The sequence below is a fragment of the Micromonospora orduensis genome, from assembly GCF_006228125.1.
Lineage (GTDB): Bacteria > Actinomycetota > Actinomycetes > Mycobacteriales > Micromonosporaceae > Micromonospora > Micromonospora orduensis.
Window position 1 is genome coordinate 13,062 of the sequence record NZ_VDFY01000080.1, and the last position, 16,966, is coordinate 30,027.

The window sequence follows — 16,966 nt, forward strand, 5'->3', positions numbered from 1 at the left end:
AGACGACGACCCGGAACGGAGCGTGAATCGGTGGACGCCGGCATGGAGTTCAGTCTTCAGGTCAGCCAGAACAAGTACCTGCCGGCGAACGGCCGCGAGATGCACGCCATCCTCTCGGTCGTCGGGGAGTCGTCGGGTCCGGAGACGGTCGGGCCGGCCCGGGCGGATCCGCGCCGGCTGGTCGAGGTGCTGGTGATCGACTGCTCGGGCTCGATGGCGAACCCTCCGACCAAGATCGCGGCGGCGCGACGGGCCACCGCCGCTGCCATCGACGTGCTGCCCGACGGCGTCCGGTTCGCGGTGGTCGAGGGGACCGAGCGGGCCCGGATGGTCTTCCCCTCGGCGTCGAGGCTGATGACCGCGTCGGCGGAGACCAGGGCGCACGCCCGGGCGGCGGTGTCCCGGCTCAGCCCGGGCGGTGGCACGGCGATGGGCAGTTGGCTGGCCGCCGCACGGGATCTGCTGCCGGACGACCCGTCGGCGATCTGCCACGTGCTGCTGCTGACCGACGGCATCAACCAGCACGAGACACCGCAGGAGCTGGAGCGGGTGCTCGACACGTGCGCCGGCCGGTTCGTCTGCGACGCCCGGGGCATCGGCGACGGGTGGCATCCCCGGGACCTGTTGCGGATCGCCGGCGTGCTGCGCGGCACCGCCGAGGCGGTGCGCCGCCCGGCCGAACTGGAGGCGGGGTTCCGGGCGACCATCGACGCCGCGCTGGGCAAGCTGCTGCCCGACCTGCGGATCCGGGTGCGGACCATGCCGTACTCGACGGTGGCCTTCGTCAAGCAGGCCAGCCCCACCCTGACCGACCTCACCGGGTACGCCGACACCGTCGACGATCGGACGGTCGAGTTCGCCACCGGGTCCTGGGGTGCGGAGCGGCGGGACTACCACCTCTGCCTCACCGTCGACCCCTCGGCGGCGCACCTGGAGGAGGACCAGATGGCCGCCCGGGTCACCCTGCTCGTCCAGGGGGAGGTCCGGGCCGGTCCCGCCCCCGTCCTGGTGCACTGGACCGACGACCTGGTCAAGTCGTCCCGCCTCGATCCCCGTGTCTCCCACGTGACCGGGCAGGAGGAGGTGCGTCAGGCCATCAACGCGGGCTGCGACGCGTACGACCGGGGGGACCGGGTCGAGGCCCACGCCCAGTGGACGCGGGCGGTGGAGCTGGCCCGGCTGGCCCGCGACGAGAAGGCGCTGGAGCAGCTGCGGTACCTGGTGGACCTGGAGCCCGACGGTCTGGTCCGGCTCAAACCCAATCTGAGCAGGGTGGACGTCAACGTCAGCCTGCTGTTCTCCAGCCAGACCGTGCACGCGACGGGCACACCCGAGCCGGTCCCGGACGCCCCGGTGGGTGAGGACCGGCTGTGCGCCGCGTGTGGCCACCTGTCGCCACCGGACGCGGTGTACTGCGAGCAGTGCGACGCCGTCCTGGACGACCCCGGCTTGAGCGGGGAGGCGGCGACGTGACGGTGGCGAACCCCGACGGTCGCCCGTCGCGGCAGGTCAGCACCACCCGGCGTACCCTGCTGCGACTGCGGGCGGCGCTGCTCGCGGCCACGGCCGTCGCCCTGGTCGCCTGCCTGGCGGTGTTCCTCGGTGTCGCCCGCACCGCCGACGCGGCGGCCGACCGGTCGGTGCCGGCGATCCTCGCCGTCCACGACGCGCAGCACGCGCTGCGCAGCGCGCACGCGGCGGCGGTGCGCAACCTGACCGACAGTGGGCTGCTGCTCGGCGGCCCGGGGGTGGACTACCAACGCCAGATCGCCGGCGCGGGGCAGTACCTGACCCTGGTGGCCGAGAACAACGCCGCCGGGGACGGCGGCACCCGCGACATCCAGACGGTGGAGGCGCTGCTGGTCACGTACACCGGTCTGATCGGTCGGGCCGACGCCAGCTACCGCGACGCCAGCCTGCCGGCCCTCGGCGGCGCGTGGCTGCGGGACGCGGCGAGCCTCATGGACGACATCCTGAGTCTGCTCGACGACCTGCTGGCCAAGCAGGTGTCCGTCCTGGACGAGCAGCGGGACAACGGCTGGACGCACCGGCTGACCCCGGCCGTGTGGCTGCTGCCGCTCCTCGTCCTCGGCGCGCTGCTGGTGCCGACGCAGATCTACCTGTCGCGCCGCTTCCGCCGGGCCCTGAACCTGCCCCTCCTGCTGGCCAGCGTGGCGACGCTGGGGATGGTCGCGCTCACCTCGCTGAGCTTGCGGTCGGCGGCGGATCTCGACCAGGTCCGCCGCGACGTCGCGGCCGTGCAGGAGAGCCGGCAGGGGCAGCTCCTCCAGGTACGGCGGGAGGCCGCCGACGGGCTCGCCGACGAGGTGCAGAAGCAGTGCCCGGACGGGTGCGGCCGTACGGTGGCGGGTCTGCGCGCCAGCGCCGCGCCACCGTCGCCGTCCGCGTCGGCGGCCCCCGCGCCGCCGCGCGCCGCGGAGACCACCCTGACCCACGCCGCCCGCGCCGCGGACAGCAACTCCGTCGAGTTCGTCCTGCCCCTGCTGGCGCTCGGCATCGGGGTGCTCATTCTCGCGGGGTTCCAGGCCCGCCTGGCCGAATACGGATACCGGTCGACATGAGACATCGCAGACGCCGCTCGTGGACGACGCTGGCGCTGGTCACCGTGCTGCTGGCCGGCACCGGCCTGAGTGGATGCTCCGGCGACGAGCCGACCGGCGAGGTCACCATCCTCGCCTCGTGGACCGGCGCGGAGAGGGCCGCCTTCGACGCCGTCCTGCGCGGCTTCGAGGCCGAGACCGGCATCCACGTCGACTATCAGGGTCACCGCGACGTCAGTCAGGTGCTCCAGGCCGGCATCGAGCGTGGCCGTCCGCCCGACGTCGCCGTCCTGCCCCGCCTCAACGACGTGCAGCGCTACGTCAACGAGGACCAGCTGCGCCCGCTCGACGAGATCGTCGAGGGTGACGCGGGCGCCGCCGCGCAGGTGATCCGTCTCGCCCGCAAGACCGAACCGGTCGGCCCGCAACGGGCCTACGCGGTCGCCGTCGCCACCCACCTCAAGAGCATCTTCTGGTACGAGCCGAGCGCGCTGAGCGCTGTCGGCCCCCGGCAGCCGCCGGCGACCTGGGCCGAGCTGGTCACCCGGAGTCGAGGCGTGACGGCCGGCGGTCGGGTGCCGTGGTGCCTGGGGATGAGTTCCCCGCCGGTGTCCGGCTGGCCGGGCACGGACTGGATCGAGGACATCCTGCTGCACCAGTCCGGGCAGGCGGCGTACGAGCGGTGGACCCGGGGTGAGCTGTCCTGGCGTACGGGGCCGGTGCGCGACGCCTGGGTGGCGTGGGGTGACCTGCTCGGCGTGTCGTCGTCACCGGGGACAGCGCGGGCGAGTCTCTTCACCACGTGGGCGGACGCGGGCAGCGGCCTGCTCACCGCGCCGCCGGGGTGCTACCTCGACCACCAGGCCTCGTTCGTGCTGCGTACCTACCGGGACGCGATGCCCGACGGTGGTGGTCCGGTCGACTTCTTCCCCACGCCGCCGGTCGGTCCGTCGGAGACGTCGTCGCTGCAGGAGGTGTCCGACGACGTCGCGGCCCTGTTCCGGGACACCGGGCCCGCCCGGGAGCTCATGGCGTATCTGGCGTCCGAGCCGGCGCAGCGGATCTGGCGGGAGTCCAGCGACGAGTTGTTCTTCAGCCGTCGTGCGCAGTCGGACGACTACGCCGATCCCGTCGTCGCCCGGGTCGCCCGCCGACTGGGCACCGGGACGCTGTGCCGGGACGGATCGGACCTGCTGCCGACGGCGGTGGCCACCGCCTTCGAGCGGGCGGTCCTTGTCTACCTCCAGGACCCGGGCCGCCTGGACGCGCTGCTTGCCGAACTCGACTCCGTCCGACGCTCGGTGCCGCCAGCGGAGTACATGGACCTGGGCTGCGAGCCGGCAGCGCCCCCGACCAACTGACAAGGATGGCACGATGACCGAACTGCGCAGGTTCGACCTCGACGGTGGCGGCTCGGTGGTGGTCGAGGTCGACGGCCGGCCCGGCGTGACGCACGCCGGCGCCGCCGGCAGGGTGGTCCGGGAGGCACGCGAGACGTTCGACCGGGCGCTCACCGAGGTCCGCGACGCGGCCTCCGTCGCCCTGGGGCAGTTCCAGTCGATGGCGCACCGACCCGACGAGGTCGAGATCACCTTCGGGGTGCAGTTGACCGCCGAGGCCGGCGCGGTCATCGCCCGGACCGGCGTGCAGGGCCAACTGACGGTAACGGTGCGCTGGCAGCGGCCACCGGAAACACCTGTCTTTTGAACGGTGCGCTTCCCGGACAGCGGCGACCAACGGTCCATTCCACCCGATCTGGGCCCCGACTCCCTCGCCGTGCTCAGCGGCCCCACGTTCCTGTACTCCAACGCCACCGGGGACGTGCCGCCGGGCAGCATCGGCGGGCTCGTCCACCTGGACACCCGCCTGATCAGCGGCTGGAGCCTGACCGTCAACGGCGGTGCGCTGCTGGTGCTGCGCGCCGAGACCATCGACCACTACTCGGCGCAGTACGTGCTCAGCAACCCGGAGCTGCCCGGGCTGCCGCTGAACAGTCTGGGCCTGCGGCGGCTGCGCTACGTCGGCGACGGCTTCCACGAGCGCGTGGAGCTGATCTCGTTTCGGCTGGAGCGGGTCCGGGGTGGAGCTGCGGCTGGCCGTCGACGTGGACTTCGCCGACCTGTTCGAGGTCAAGTCGACGGTCCGGGACCGCTCCGCCGAGATCACACGGCACCACGCCGCCGACGGCTCCGAGCTGTGCTTCTCCTACCGGCGCGGCGACTTCTCGGCGCAGACCCGGGTGTGCTGCGCAACGCCGGCGGACCGCATCGAGGGCGACGAGCTGGTCTGGGAGCTGAACCTGAGCCCCCGCCAGGAGTGGCAGCTCGACCTGCACGTGCCGTTGCCGCCCGGGATGGGGGTGGTCGAGCCGGTCCGGGGTGACATCGCCGACGTCTTCCACGGCCGAGCCGACGACCCGCTGCGCCGGTGGGCGGAGGGCCGGGCGGTGCTGCGCAGCGACAACGCGCCGCTGGAGCGCACCATACGCCAGTCCCGCGACGACCTGACGGCGCTGCGGCTCGACTTGGAGGTCAGGGGCCAGCGGATTCTGCTGCCCGGCGCCGGGCTGCCCTGGTTCCTCACCGTCTTCGGCCGGGACACCTTGATCACGCGTACCAGACGCTTGTCGCGGGGCCCGCGCTGGCGAAGGGCGCGCTGCTGGCACTGGCCCGCCTCCAGGGCGACACGTGTGACGACTTCACCGACGAGGAGCCCGGCAAGATCCTGCACGAGGTACGCAGTGGCGAGCTGACCCGCAGTGGCGAGAAACCGTACGGGCCGAACTACGGCAGCGCCGACGCCACCCAGCTCTGGCTGATCCTGCTCTCCGAGTACTGGCGCTGGACCGGCGACGACGAGACCGTCCGGCACCTGCGGGACAACGCGATGGCGGCGTTGCGGTGGATCGACGACTACGGCGATCGGGACGGGGACGGCTACGTCGAGTACGCCACCCGCTCGCCCGAGGGCCTGGGCAACCAGTGCTGGCGGGACTCCCCGGACGGGGTCTGCTTCGCCGACGGCAGGATTCCCGTGCTGCCGCTGGCCACCTGCGACCTGCAGGGCTACACCTACGACGCCAAACTGCGACTGGCCGAGTTGTTCGACGGGCCGTTGGGCAACCCCACGTTGGCGCGTCGGCTGCGCGACGAGGCCAACACCCTGCACGAGCGGTTCAACCGGGACTTCTGGATCGACGAGCGCGGCGGCTACTACGCGGTCGCGCTGGACGGCGACAAGAAGCCGGTCGATTCCAAGACGTCGAACATGGGTCACCTGCTGTGGAGCGGGATCGTGCCGCCGGAGCGGGCCGACGCGGTGGTGCGCCAGCTCATGTCCCCGGACATGTTCTCCGGTTGGGGCATCCGCACGCTGTCCCGGAGGAGCGGCTCTACAACGCCCTCGGCTACCACCTGGGCACGGTCTGGCCGCACGACAACTCGATCGCCGCGCTCGGCCTGGCCGGGTACGGCTACCGGGCCGAGTCGAACCGGATCAGCCTGGCGATGTTCGAGGCGGCCGAGCAGTTCGCCCACCGGCTGCCGGAGGCGCTTAGCGGTTTCGACAGGGAACGGCTGCTGTTCGCCGTGCCGTACCCGACGGCGTGTAGCCCGCAGGCGTGGGCGGCCGGCACTCCGTTGGCCCTGATCCGCGCCATGCTCGGCCTCAACCCGGTCGACGGCCGGCTCGTGCTCGACCCGGACATCCCCGAGCAACTGGGTCGGATCACCGCCGAGCGGGTGCGCGCGTTCGGCGAACAGTGGGCGGTGGAGGCGATCGGCCGCAGCGGCCACGTACGCCTCCAGGGGAGCTGACGTTTGTCCCGCGCCTCGACGGGAAACGGCCCGCAATGACGAAACCTCGTGTGGTGATCGTGGGGGCCGGGTTCGCTGGTTACCACGCGGCGAAGACGTTGAGCCGGATCGCCCGGGACCGGGCCGAGATCGTGGTGCTGAACTCCACCGACTACTTCCTGTACCTGCCGCTGCTGCCGGAGGTCGCCGCCGGGGTGGTCGAGCCCCGGCGCATCGCCGTGCCGCTGACCGGCACGCTCAAGGGCGTACGGGTGGTGATCGGCGAAGCGGACCACGTCGACCTGCAGAACCGCTGGGTCGGCTTCACCCAGCCGGAGGGGGAGAAGAACCGGCTGGCGTACGACCGGCTGGTGCTCGCCGTGGGCAGTGTCAACAAGCTGCTGCCCATCCCCGGGGTCACCGAGTACGCGCACGGCTTCCGAGGGCTGCCCGAGGCGGTCTACCTGCACGACCACATCGTCCGGCAGGTCGAGCTGGCCGAGCAGGCCGAGGACCCGGCCGAGCAGCAGGCCCGGTCGACGTTCGTGGTGGTCGGCGCGGGCTACACGGGCACCGAGGTCGCCGCGCACGGGCAGCTGTTCACCGACGCGCTGCACGCCCAGCGCCCCCGGCTGACCGTCCGCCCCCGCTGGATGCTGCTCGACGTCGCGCCCCGGGTGCTGCCGGAGCTGGACAAGCGGATGTCGGACACCTCGCACAAGGTGCTCAACCGGCGCGGCGTGGACGTGCGGATGGGCACCTCGGTGGCGGAGGCGACCTGCGACGGGGTGAAGCTCACCGACGGCGAGTACGTGCCGACCTGCACCCTCGTCTGGTGTGTCGGGGTGCGTCCCGACCCGTTCGTCAACGAGCTGGGCCTGCGTACCGACCGGGGCCGGCTGGTCACCGACGAGTTCCTCAACGTCCCCGGCTACCCGGAGGTGTTCGCCTGTGGTGACGCCGCCGCGGTGCCGGACCTCACCAACCCCGGTCAGGTCTGCGGGATGACCGCCCAGCACGCGCAGCGACAGGGTAAGCTCGCCGCGCACAACATCGCCGCGTCGTACGGTTTCGGGCGGCGCAAGCCGTACAAGCACCACGACCTGGGCTGGGTCGTCGACCTGGGCGGCAGGGACGCGGCGGCGAACCCGCTGCACGTCAACCTGGCCGGGCTGCCCGCCAAGGTGGTCACCCGGGCGTACCACCTGATGGCGATGCCCGGAAACCGCACCCGCGTCGGCGCCGACTGGGTGCTGGACGCCGCGTTGACCCGGTCGGCGGTCCAGCTGGGCCTGGTGCCGGCGAACGCGGTTCCGTTGGAGAGCACGTCACCCGAGCTCGCGGCCCGGGGCCGCTGAGCGGTCCGGGCGGTCCGGGACTGCCGGGCCGGGGGTGGTCCGGCGCAACCGGTCCGGTCCGTACTCGCGCAGCAGGGTCTGCACGATGCCGGCGGCGGGGATGGCCAGCAGTGCGCCGAGCAGGCCGGCCAGCTCCGCCGCGAGCAGCACGCTGACCAGCACGGTCAACGGGTTGAGCCGGACCGCGCGGGACAGGATGAGCGGCTGGAGCAGGTGGTTCTCGACCTGTTGGTAGACCACGAAGAAGACAAGCACCACCACGCCGGCGGTGGGGGAGTGCAGGAACCCGGCACCGGCCGCGATCACCGCGCCGAGGGTGGCGCCGACCAGCGGAATCAGGTCGGCCACCGCCACCAGCAGGGCGATCACGGCGGCGAACGGCACGCCGGTGAGGGCCAGCACCAGATAGGTCAACCCGCCGCAGATCACGCTGATCAGCAGATTTCCGGAAAGGTAGCCGGTCACCGTACGCGACACCGCGCGCCCCACCCGACGCAGCCGCTCGCCCTCACCGTCCCCGGCCGCCGCGAGCACGCCGCCGGTGATCCGCGGCGATTCCAACACCATGAGGTACGCCAGCACGACGACAGTGACCAGCCCGGCGACCGTCTCCACGATGCCGCGCAGCACCCCGACCGCGGGTTGGCGCAGCCGGGTGCCGAGGTCGCGCAACTGGTCGGAGTGCTCGGAGGCGTAACGACGCGTGCCGGTGCGCTCCAGCAGCTGCCCCAGCGGTCCCCGGCCGGCGCGGGCGTCGCGCAGCAGCTCGGGGGCCCGGTCGGCGAACCGGCCCAACTCGTCCACCAGCGGCACCAGGATGAGCGTGGCCAGGGCGGCCACGACCACCAGCGTGGCGAGGAACACCAGCAGCGTGGCGAGCGCCCGGCGCCGCACGAGTCGGCGTTGCACCCGGTCGACGAGGGGCTTGAGCGCGACGGCGAAGAAGGCAGCCACCACGACCCACACCAGCACCCGGCGGGTCGCGTACACGAAGGCAAGCGCGAACGCCGTCGCCAGCACCAGACCGATCACGATCAGGGTCCGGCGGGCGGTCACCCGTACATCGGCGTCGCTCACCCGCCGGGCCTTCCCCGCGCACGCCGTCGGAAACCCGGCATCACCCCTGATTGCGGACGGTCAGTGGGTGTCGTCGTCGCCGACGGGTCGGGCGCCCGCGACGAACGTGTCGAGCGGGGCGCCGTGCAGCAGACCGCCGGGCACCGGATCGCGCAGGGCGGCCACGGCGAGCCTGCCGACCGGCAGCCCGCCGGGGCGGGGCGTCGCCGCGAGTACCAGATTGCCGTAGCGGCGGCCACGCAGCATCCGCCGGTCGCCGAGCACGCACACGTCACCGAAGACCGCCCGCAGGACCGCCACCTGCACGCGGGTGCCGACCAGCGGCGGCAGATCCGTGACGTTGACCAGGTAGAAACCGTCCGGGCGCAGGGTCCGCGCCACCTCGGCCGCGAACTCGACGGTACGGACGTGCCGGGGCATCCGGGCCGCCCGGTAGATGTCGGCGATCACCAGGTCGTAGCTGGCGGCCGGGGTCGCGGTGACCGCCTCCCGGGCGTCGGCGACCTCCACCCGCACCTCGGGCGGCAGCGGTGGCAGCTCCCGGGCGACCAGCTCGACGACCGCCGCGTCCCGCTCGACGACCCGCTGCGCCGAGCCGGGCCGGGTCGCTGCCAGCCACCGGGGCAGCGTCAACGCGCCGCCGCCCAGGTGCAGGACGTCCAGCGGGACGCCCCGCGGCGCTGCCAGCTCCGCCGCGGCGGCGATCCGCCGGACGTACTCGAAGTGCAGGTGCCGTGGGTCCTCGACGTCCACGTACGACTGCTCGACGCCGGCGGAGAGCAGCGTCCGCCCGGTCCGACGGACCGGATCGGTCACCAGTTCCAGCCGGTCGGCGGCGCGGTTCATGACCGGCACGCTAGCCGAGCGGGCCGGCAGAGCGCGGGTTGCCCCGCGTCCGCCGGCCGTCGTCTCTGCCGGTGGCCGGTCAACCGGCCATTCCGGCGCCCACCTCGTCGATCGCGTCGTCGATCCGGTGGGCGAGGTCCACGTCGAGTGCGGTCACCCCGTCGGCCTGGTTGGTCCGTACCGTCAGTACGGCGGCCGTGCCGCCGGGGCGGCCGATGCTCGGGCCGCGTCCGGTCTCCTGGCGCAGCCGGTCGAGCCGGGCGAGCACCCGGTCCAGGTTGTCCGGCGGCAGCGCGACCACGCGGTACAACCCGTCGCTGTCACCGACCCAGTACGGCAGGTCGTCAAGCGCCGCTTGGAGCTGGGCGTCGTCCAGCGTGGGCGTGGTCGTGGAGGCGCCCACCAGACCGCCGCCGGCCTCCGGCGGGTTCAGCAGCTCGCGCAGCCCGTCCGGTACGTGCAGCGACTCGACGAGGTCGCCGTCCTGGTCGGCGAGCGCCGTGAGCGTCGCCTCGGCCTGGTAGCGGGCCTGCTCCGGCGTACGGCCACTGATCCGGCCCACCTCGGCCAGGAAGCCCGGCAGGTCACGGTGCCGCTCGATGCCGTCGACCGGCAGGACGTCGTGCAGCGAGTTCGGCACCGCGTCGAGCAGCGTCTGCCGTTCCGCCGCGTCCAGGGCGAAGGCCAGGACCAGCACGGTGGCCTCGGCGCCGACCTTGGCTGTCCTGAAGTCCACGCCGGCCCGGCGACCCACCTCGTCGACGAGGTCGTGGTAGCCCACGCTGCTCACTCCGGCCGCACCGACCGGCGGGGACGGTTGCGGTCGGGGGTTGTCCGGGGTTCCGAGCGCCGGCGGGGCGGGCCCACCGCGCGTGGAGTCCGGCTTGTGTCGTCCGGCCGGCGCCGGACCGGCGCGCTTGCCCTGCTCCAGGCTCGTTGTCTGCTTCGAGGCGCTCAGGCTGGCGCCGAACTCGCTGGGCTGGCGACCCTGTTCGCGGGCCTGCCGGGCCAGTGCCCGGCGCCGCTGGTTGTCGCCCTCCATCTGCTTGCGCATGGCGTGACACCCCTTCCGCTGGGGATCGTGCTTGCATCCGTCGCCTTCCCGCCGTCCCGGGAGCCGAAACGGGCGCCGCCCGGGTGGGCCGGCCGGGCGTGGACGGCTTCATCCGCCACGGGTGAGGGGCGCTCACCCGCACGGCCCGCACGATCGGCTCAGGACCGGAGTTCTTCCGAGGTACGCGGAAGGAAGGTCGTCATGAAGCGGATCGTCGAGATCGTCCCCGCACGAGCCGGCTGGTACGCGCGCTGGCAGCTCACGCCCGATGCCACCCGGTGCTATCCGGTGAGCCTGTGGGCGCTGGTGGAGGAGCCCGACGGGTCGGGCCGTGAGGTGGTCGGCATGGACTGCATCGGCCAGTGGCCCGGCGCGGACGACAACGAGGCGGGTGGGGATTTCGTCCGCTACCTGTACCAGACGCCCGATTCGGGTGTTCCCGCGGACGCCGACGCGACGCCGCTCGGCGCGCTCCGCGATGACGGACCCCGGCTCCAGCCCATGACGGCACCCTAGACATTCCTCCGGCCCCCGACCCCAGGTCCCAGGGTCGGGGGCCACCCCGCATCGGGGGTGGCCCGATCAGCCGATGGAGCGCAGGTCGGCGTCGGTCGCGACGTGGTCGACGGTGAGCAGCTCGGTCAGGCCGGTGCGGTCGAGCATCTGCCGCAGCTGTGGGCTGACCCCGGTCAACCGGATCGCCCCGGCGGCGCGGTGCACCACCAGCAGCGCGCTGAGCCCGGAGGAGTCGCAGAGGCTCACCCTGGTCAGGTCGATGAGCAGCAGTTGGTCGCCCGTGTCGCTCAGCTGCGCCGCCGCCGCGATCAGCTCGGGTGCGGTGTCGTAGTCGAGCTCGCCGGTCAGCCGCAGCTGGACGTGACCGGCATCGGGCCGGGCCACCTCGATGGTCAGCAGCTGATCGGGCATCCCACCATGTTCCCAGTCCTGGGCCCGACCGCAAACCCGGGGGACCGACACGTGGCCCGCGTCGCGGTGGGCCCGCGAACGCTCAGCCCGTCGCGGCGGGTCGTTGCTCGCCCGGCCAGGCGTGGGCGGGACGGGCCAGCAGCCCCGCCACCCCGGTGATGTCGAGGATGGAGGCCAGGAACGGGGGGACGCCCCGTAGCCGGAGCGTGGTGCCGACCTCTCGGCCCTCCCGCCACGCGTGCACGATCACGGCGAGGCCGGTGCTGTCGATGAAGTGCAGGTCGCCGAAGTCCAGTACCAGGGTCGGTGGCGCGTCGGCGAGCACCCGCTCGACCTCGTCGCGCAACGGCGCGCACGTCGCGTACGCCAGCTCGCCGACGACCCGGATCAGAGGCCCGTCGGGGTCGGACACATCGACGGATGCCCTCAGCGGTGTGGCCTGGGGTCGTCGCCCTGGGGATAGCACGTTCACGCCCTTCCACCGGTGCCGCTCGGGCCGGTTCGAGAAGGATCGTAACAACGCCCCGTGAGGTGCGCCGGGTACGCGGTCGGGCCCCCCGACCTGGCGCGGGGTGCCGCTTTCGGCATGCCGGCGTAGGGTGGTCGGGAGACAGGTGATCCCAGACGCCGGTCCCCGCGCGGGTCCGGTGGACCACGAGGAGTGAGGCTCAGCTGGTGACTGCTTCCGACGTCAGGGGCTTCGACCCGGGCGACGGACGGATCTCCACGCCGAGTGCCACCCGGGCGTTGACGTGGTCCGCCGACGCCGCGCCCCAGCCCACCGTTCTGCCGCCGCTGGCTCCCGACCGGGATCTGGCCGAGCCCGACTGGTCCGAGGTCGTCGAGCACTTCCGCGAGGGCCTGGTGATCTGTGACGCCGACGGCGTCGTGCGGCACGTCAGCCCGGTGGCCGAGCGGTTGCTGCCCGAGGTGGTCCCCGGCGGGCGGCTCACCGCCGCCGGTGTGGCCGGCCTGGGCGACGACAGTCCCGCACGCTTCATCCACGGCGGCCGTCAGCTCACCGCCCGCCAGGTGTCCCTGTCCGGCGGCCGGTGCTGCTGGTACGTCGAGGACGTCACCGAGAGCGCGAGCCGCGCCGACGCGCTGCTGGCCGAGCGGGCACGGTCGGCCTTCCTGGCCGGGGTGGGCGACAAGCTGGGCAATCCACTCCATCCGGATCGGGCCGCCGCCGCGGTCGTCCGTCTCGCCGTGCCGACCCTGGCGGAGGTGGCCGTGCTGGTGCTCGCGCCGCGAGCCGGTCGGGTCCGCTGGTGGCGCGCGTCCCGCAGTGACGACGAGACGCCACTGGTGGACAGCGGCGTGCTCCCCGGCGCCGATCTGCCGGCGGCCATCGCCGACGGGCTGACCGGGGTGGAGCCGCACGCGGTGGACTGGCTGGTGGAGCAGGCGGTCGACGCCGGCTGGCTGCCCGGCCTCAGCGGCGCCGAGAGCACCGCCCGGGTCGTTCCGCTGCCGGGCCGTGACGCCCCCGCCGGGGTGCTGCTGGTGGCCCGTCGCAACACCCGCTGGTACGACGAGGACGACGTGCAACTGGTCCGCGCCTTCGCGGCCCGGGCGGGCGCCGCGTTGACCACCGCGCTGCTCTACCGCGACCAGGCGGAGGTGGCCGACACCCTCCAGGCGAGTCTGCTGCCGGTGGCGCCGGCCGAGGCCGCTGGTGTGCAGTGGGGCACCGCGTACCGGCCGGCGCAGGCGGGGCTGCGCATCGGCGGCGACTTCCACGGGTCGCACCGGCTCCCCGACGGCGGTTCGGTGTTCTTCCTCGGCGACGTGTCCGGCAAGGGTGTCGAGGCGGCCGTCTTCACCGGCCAGCTGCGGCAGTGCCTCCAGGCGCTGCACCGGTTGGAGTCGAATCCGGGCCGACTGCTGCGGCTGCTCAACGACGCCCTGCTGGAGACGACCCAGGCCCACGGTCAGGGCCGGTTCGCCACCATGGTGCTCGGCGTGGCCCGCCCGCACCGCGACGGTGGTCTCACCCTCACGATGGCCGGCGGCGGGCACCTGCCGCCGCTCGTGCTGCGCGCCTCGGGCGAGGTAGAGGTGGTGCCGCTGCGCGGCATGCTGATCGGGGTCGTGCCCGATCCGCGCGTCGGCGAGGTGACCGTCCGGCTGGCCCCGGGCGAAACGTGCCTGCTCTACAGCGACGGGGTGACCGAGGCCCGTGGCGGTCGCCGAGGCGACGAGCAGTTCGGCCCGGAGCGGCTGGTCACCGCCGTGACCGGTTGTCAGCGGATGCCGGCGCCCGCCCTGGCCGAGCGGGTCGAGCAGGTCACCTGCGACTGGCTGGGGCACGGCGACCACGACGACATCGCGGTGCTGGCGTTGCGCGCGGTCGGCGCGAGCGGCCGTACCCTCCGGCACCTGCACTCGGTGCCCGGGCCGACCGGCACCGAGCCGCGGAGGGAGACCGACACGTGAGCGCTCCGACGGCCGCCGTCGACCCCACCGACGCGTACCGCGGCTACCTGGACTGTCTCAGCGACGCCGACGAGTACGCCGCCATCGACGTGGCGACCGCCCTGCTCGACGCGGGCGTGCCCGCCGAACGGGTGCTGCTCGACCTGGTCGCGCCCGCGCAGGCCGAGGTGGGCGAGCGGTGGGCGCGCAACGAGTGGAGCGTGGCGCAGGAGCACGCCGCCACGCACATCAGCGAACGGGTGGTGGCGGCGGTGGCCGCGCACGCCAACCCCCGCCCCACCGGTGGACGCGTCGTGGTGGCCTGCATGGACGGGGAGTGGCACGCCCTGCCACCCCGGCTGGTCGCCGAGGTGCTGCGGCTGCGCGGGTGGCAGGTGACCTTCCTGGGCGCCAGCGTGCCGGCGGCGCACCTGGTGTCGTACCTGCACCGGCACGACGCGCACGCGGTCGCTCTGGCGTGCGCGCTGCCGATGCGCCTGCCGCACGCCCACCGGATGATCGAGGCGTGCCGCCGCTCGGACGTACCGGTGGTGGTGGGCGGTCGTGGTTTCGGCCCGGACGGGCGGTGGGCCGCCCGGCTCGGCGCGGCGTGGGCCCCGAGTGCCCCGGCGGCGGCCGAGCTGATCGCCGACGAGCGCGCGCTGCGCCGGGTTCCGCCGGCACAGCTGTCGCACCTGGTCGACGACGAGTACGCGAGCCTGGTCCGCAGGCGGGGTGAGCTGATCGACAGCGCGCTTGCCGACCTGCGGGAGCGGGTGCCGGCGGTGGGGGACTACACGGTCGCCCAGCTCGACTCGACGATCAGCGACCTGGGCCACATCGTGGACTTCCTGGCCGCCGCGCTGTACGTCGACGATCCGTCGCTGTTCACCGAGTTCGTCGGGTGGCTGGTGGGGATCCTGGACAGCCGTGGGGTGCCGGCCGGCGCGGTCGACCTGACCCTGGGGCACTACGCCGCTGTGCTGCGGGACTTCCCGCGCGCGGCGCGCGCGCTCGCGCTGAGCCGGCCGGGCGCGGCCGCGCCGGACTCCCACGCCGTTCGCTGAGCGTCCACCTGCCGGCAACCGAGTCGATCACCGCGGCCTGCGGCCGTTGACCTACCTCTGCGTATACTTGCCGCACTGCAAACGTCCCACCCGAGCGGGTGGAGCGAGGGGGAGAACGGTGACGTTCAGCGTCAGGTACGCCGGGCGCGACGGCGGTGGTGCTCGCCTGCGGCTCGCCGGTGAACTGGACCTGAGCACGGCCCCCGAGCTGACCGCCGCGATCGACCGGCTCAGCGAGGCCGGCGAGAGTCGGGTGCTGCTCGACCTCACCGACCTCACGTTCTGCGACTCCACAGGCATGGCCGTGTTCGTCCGGGGAGACAACCGGGCCGCCGCCGAGGGCGGTTGGTTGCGGCTCACCGGCGCCCAGGGTCGGGTCGAGCGGGTGTTGCGGGTCACCGGGCTGGCCGACGTGCTGCGCTACGAACCGGACACTGTCGACCCGGCGTCCCGCAGCGCCTCCTGATGGGCTAGATTTCCCCGCCAGCACGGTGACCGTCAGGTCCCGTCTCCGCCGACCCGAGGCAGGTAGTGATGGGCGTAGACAGCCCGCAGCCGGTACGCATCCTGGTGGTCGACGACGACCCGGGTGACGTGCTGATGATCGAGGAAGCGCTGGCGGACTCCGACGTCGACAAGGTCATCGACGTGGTCAGCGACGGCGAGGAGGCGATGGAGTTCCTGCGCGCCGAGGGCCGCCACGAGCAGGCGCGACGCCCCGACGTCATCCTGCTGGACCTGAACATGCCCCGGATGGACGGGCGGCAGGTGCTCGGCGCGGTGAAGCAGGACGAGGATCTGCGCACCATCCCGATCGTGGTGCTGACCACCTCCAACGCGGACACCGACATCGTCGGCAGCTACACGCTCCAGGCCAACGCGTACGTCACGAAGCCGATCGACCTGGACGACTTCAACGACGTGGTACGCCGCATCGACGAGTTCTTCGGACGGGTGGTGGTCCTGCCCAAGCGCCCCTGACCGGGGTCGGGCCGCCCGCACCCTCGGATGCTGAACAATTTTCCCGAACACCCTCGGCCGCTGCCGCCACCGTCGAGGATCCAGTGGGGAAGTAACAGTAGCTGCCTGGGGGCGACAGTATGAGGTTCTCCGTCGTTGAGAACGGTTACGACAAGCGGCAGGTGGATGCCTGCCTGGACGAGCTGGGGGTCCGGTTGGCCCGGCTCGCCGCGCGGGCCGAGAGCGCCGCCGGAGCCGCCCGGGAATGGAACGAGATCCGCGAGGAGGCGGCCTTTCTCAGCGGCCTGCTCCAGCGGCTCGACCTGGGCGACGCCGCGGTGACCCGGCACACCCAGGACGTGGTGCGCCGGGAGGCGGCCGAGATCCTCGCACAGGCCCGCGCCGAGCTGGACGAGGCCCGCGCGGAGGCGCGGCAGGTGCGCGAGCGGGCGTACGCCGAGGCCGTGCAGGCTCGCCGCGAGTTCGAGGCGGCGCTGCACGCCCGCCGGCGACGCGTGGCGCGGGCCGACGAGATCCTCTGCGGGGTGACCGTCGACGGTGAGATGGCCGCCGAGACGGTGCCCGCCGACACGACGACGGCGGCCGCCGGCACGGGCGTGCCGGCGACCCGGGTGGCCGCCGGTGGCCTGGGCGCGGCGGACACCCGGTAACGCCCCGGGTCAGGCGGTGAGGGCCGCCGCGACGGTGGTGGCCCGCTCCTCGTGCTGGGCGTACGCGTCGGGGTAGGCGGAGATCTGCACCGACTGCGCGGCGGCGGTGACGCTCATGTCCTGCCAGCCGGGGATCTCGTTGAGCGCCGAGTAGAAGGCCCGGGCGGCGTACGACGGGCGCATCAGTTCGGCCACCGTGCCCCAGCCGCTACTGGGCCGCTGCTGGAACAGGC

Annotated in this window: 18 protein-coding genes and 3 pseudogenes; 15 read left to right on the forward strand and 6 right to left on the reverse strand. The window is 73.3% G+C overall.

Annotated features, from left to right (window positions below; genetic code table 11):
- Positions 1-42: 42 nt before the first annotated feature.
- The 9 genes and pseudogenes from FHG89_RS03185 to FHG89_RS03220 all read left to right on the forward strand — a co-directional run bounded on the left by FHG89_RS03185 (position 43) and on the right by FHG89_RS03220 (position 7,713).
- Positions 43-1,473 (forward strand): vWA domain-containing protein, encoded by a 1,431-nt coding sequence (locus FHG89_RS03185; protein ID WP_139582624.1) that lies wholly within the window; start codon positions 43-45, stop codon positions 1,471-1,473.
- A complete protein-coding gene (locus tag FHG89_RS03190) occupies positions 1,470-2,582 on the forward strand; it encodes a hypothetical protein (protein ID WP_139582626.1) in 1,113 nt (370 codons plus the stop codon). Before FHG89_RS03185 ends, FHG89_RS03190 begins: the two co-directional genes overlap by 4 nt.
- Positions 2,579-3,922, forward strand: coding sequence for an ABC transporter substrate-binding protein (locus FHG89_RS03195; RefSeq protein ID WP_139582627.1), 1,344 nt, complete (start codon positions 2,579-2,581; stop codon positions 3,920-3,922). Before FHG89_RS03190 ends, FHG89_RS03195 begins: the two co-directional genes overlap by 4 nt.
- 13 nt (positions 3,923-3,935) lie before the next feature.
- Positions 3,936-4,268: a CU044_2847 family protein gene (locus FHG89_RS03200; protein ID WP_139582629.1), complete on the forward strand. Its 333-nt coding sequence runs from the start codon at positions 3,936-3,938 to the stop codon at positions 4,266-4,268.
- Positions 4,269-4,382: 114 nt separating this feature from the next.
- Positions 4,383-4,580, forward strand: a pseudogene (locus FHG89_RS34085) (glycogen debranching N-terminal domain-containing protein); the annotation flags it as partial.
- A gap of 61 nt (positions 4,581-4,641) precedes the next feature.
- A complete protein-coding gene (locus FHG89_RS33510; protein ID WP_280116048.1) occupies positions 4,642-5,313 on the forward strand; it encodes a glycogen debranching N-terminal domain-containing protein in 672 nt (223 codons plus the stop codon).
- A 119-nt stretch (positions 5,314-5,432) separates the two neighbouring features.
- Positions 5,433-5,888: pseudogene (locus FHG89_RS34385) on the forward strand (glucosidase family protein); the annotation flags it as partial.
- Positions 5,889-5,917: 29 nt separating this feature from the next.
- A complete protein-coding gene (locus FHG89_RS03215; protein WP_139582635.1) occupies positions 5,918-6,376 on the forward strand; it encodes a glucosidase family protein in 459 nt (152 codons plus the stop codon).
- 35 nt (positions 6,377-6,411) lie between these two features.
- Positions 6,412-7,713, forward strand: a complete 1,302-nt coding sequence (locus FHG89_RS03220; protein WP_139582637.1) for an NAD(P)/FAD-dependent oxidoreductase — start codon at positions 6,412-6,414, stop codon at positions 7,711-7,713.
- Here the strand turns inward: FHG89_RS03220 and FHG89_RS03225 are convergent.
- The 3 genes from FHG89_RS03225 to FHG89_RS03235 all read right to left on the reverse strand — a co-directional run bounded on the left by FHG89_RS03225 (position 7,684) and on the right by FHG89_RS03235 (position 10,690).
- On the reverse strand, positions 7,684-8,790 hold the full coding sequence (locus FHG89_RS03225; RefSeq protein WP_139582639.1) for an AI-2E family transporter: 1,107 nt from the start codon (positions 8,788-8,790) through the stop codon (positions 7,684-7,686). The genes FHG89_RS03220 and FHG89_RS03225 overlap by 30 nt on opposite strands.
- A 60-nt stretch (positions 8,791-8,850) precedes the next feature.
- Positions 8,851-9,636 carry a spermidine synthase gene (locus tag FHG89_RS03230; RefSeq protein ID WP_139582640.1) on the reverse strand — a complete coding sequence of 262 codons (786 nt, stop codon included), beginning with the start codon at positions 9,634-9,636 and terminating at the stop codon, positions 8,851-8,853.
- A 79-nt stretch (positions 9,637-9,715) separates the two neighbouring features.
- Entirely contained in the window at positions 9,716-10,690 is a 975-nt protein-coding gene (locus FHG89_RS03235) for a DUF2267 domain-containing protein (RefSeq protein WP_139582642.1), read from the reverse strand.
- A 201-nt stretch (positions 10,691-10,891) separates the two neighbouring features.
- On the opposite strand from FHG89_RS03235, the gene FHG89_RS03240 reads away from it, so the two are divergent.
- Complete coding sequence (locus tag FHG89_RS03240) at positions 10,892-11,206, forward strand: hypothetical protein (RefSeq protein WP_139582643.1); 315 nt, start codon at positions 10,892-10,894, stop codon at positions 11,204-11,206.
- 66 nt (positions 11,207-11,272) lie between these two features.
- Here the strand turns inward: FHG89_RS03240 and FHG89_RS03245 are convergent, their stop codons facing one another.
- Positions 11,273-11,617: an STAS domain-containing protein gene (locus FHG89_RS03245; RefSeq protein WP_139582644.1), complete on the reverse strand. Its 345-nt coding sequence runs from the start codon at positions 11,615-11,617 to the stop codon at positions 11,273-11,275.
- A gap of 82 nt (positions 11,618-11,699) precedes the next feature.
- A complete protein-coding gene (locus tag FHG89_RS03250) occupies positions 11,700-12,029 on the reverse strand; it encodes an STAS domain-containing protein (protein WP_244295127.1) in 330 nt (109 codons plus the stop codon).
- 263 nt (positions 12,030-12,292) lie between these two features.
- Between FHG89_RS03250 and FHG89_RS03255 the strand changes: the two genes are divergently transcribed.
- The 5 genes from FHG89_RS03255 to FHG89_RS03275 all read left to right on the forward strand — a co-directional run bounded on the left by FHG89_RS03255 (position 12,293) and on the right by FHG89_RS03275 (position 16,733).
- Entirely contained in the window at positions 12,293-14,056 is a 1,764-nt protein-coding gene (locus tag FHG89_RS03255; protein WP_139582648.1) for a PP2C family protein-serine/threonine phosphatase, read from the forward strand.
- Positions 14,053-15,102, forward strand: a complete 1,050-nt coding sequence (locus FHG89_RS03260; protein ID WP_139582649.1) for a cobalamin B12-binding domain-containing protein — start codon at positions 14,053-14,055, stop codon at positions 15,100-15,102. The genes FHG89_RS03255 and FHG89_RS03260 overlap by 4 nt, the downstream gene beginning before the upstream one ends.
- Positions 15,103-15,220: 118 nt before the next feature.
- Complete coding sequence (locus FHG89_RS03265; protein ID WP_139582651.1) at positions 15,221-15,568, forward strand: STAS domain-containing protein; 348 nt, start codon at positions 15,221-15,223, stop codon at positions 15,566-15,568.
- Positions 15,569-15,636: 68 nt separating this feature from the next.
- The gene (locus FHG89_RS03270) at positions 15,637-16,083 is read left to right on the forward strand and encodes a response regulator (protein WP_139582652.1); all 447 of its coding nucleotides are present in this window, start codon (positions 15,637-15,639) and stop codon (positions 16,081-16,083) included.
- Between the two features lie 119 nt (positions 16,084-16,202).
- Positions 16,203-16,733 carry an ATP synthase F0 subunit B gene (locus FHG89_RS03275; RefSeq protein ID WP_139582654.1) on the forward strand — a complete coding sequence of 177 codons (531 nt, stop codon included), beginning with the start codon at positions 16,203-16,205 and terminating at the stop codon, positions 16,731-16,733.
- A 9-nt stretch (positions 16,734-16,742) separates the two neighbouring features.
- On the opposite strand, the pseudogene FHG89_RS03280 reads toward FHG89_RS03275, so the two are convergent.
- Positions 16,743-16,966, reverse strand: a pseudogene (locus tag FHG89_RS03280) (hypothetical protein); the annotation flags it as partial.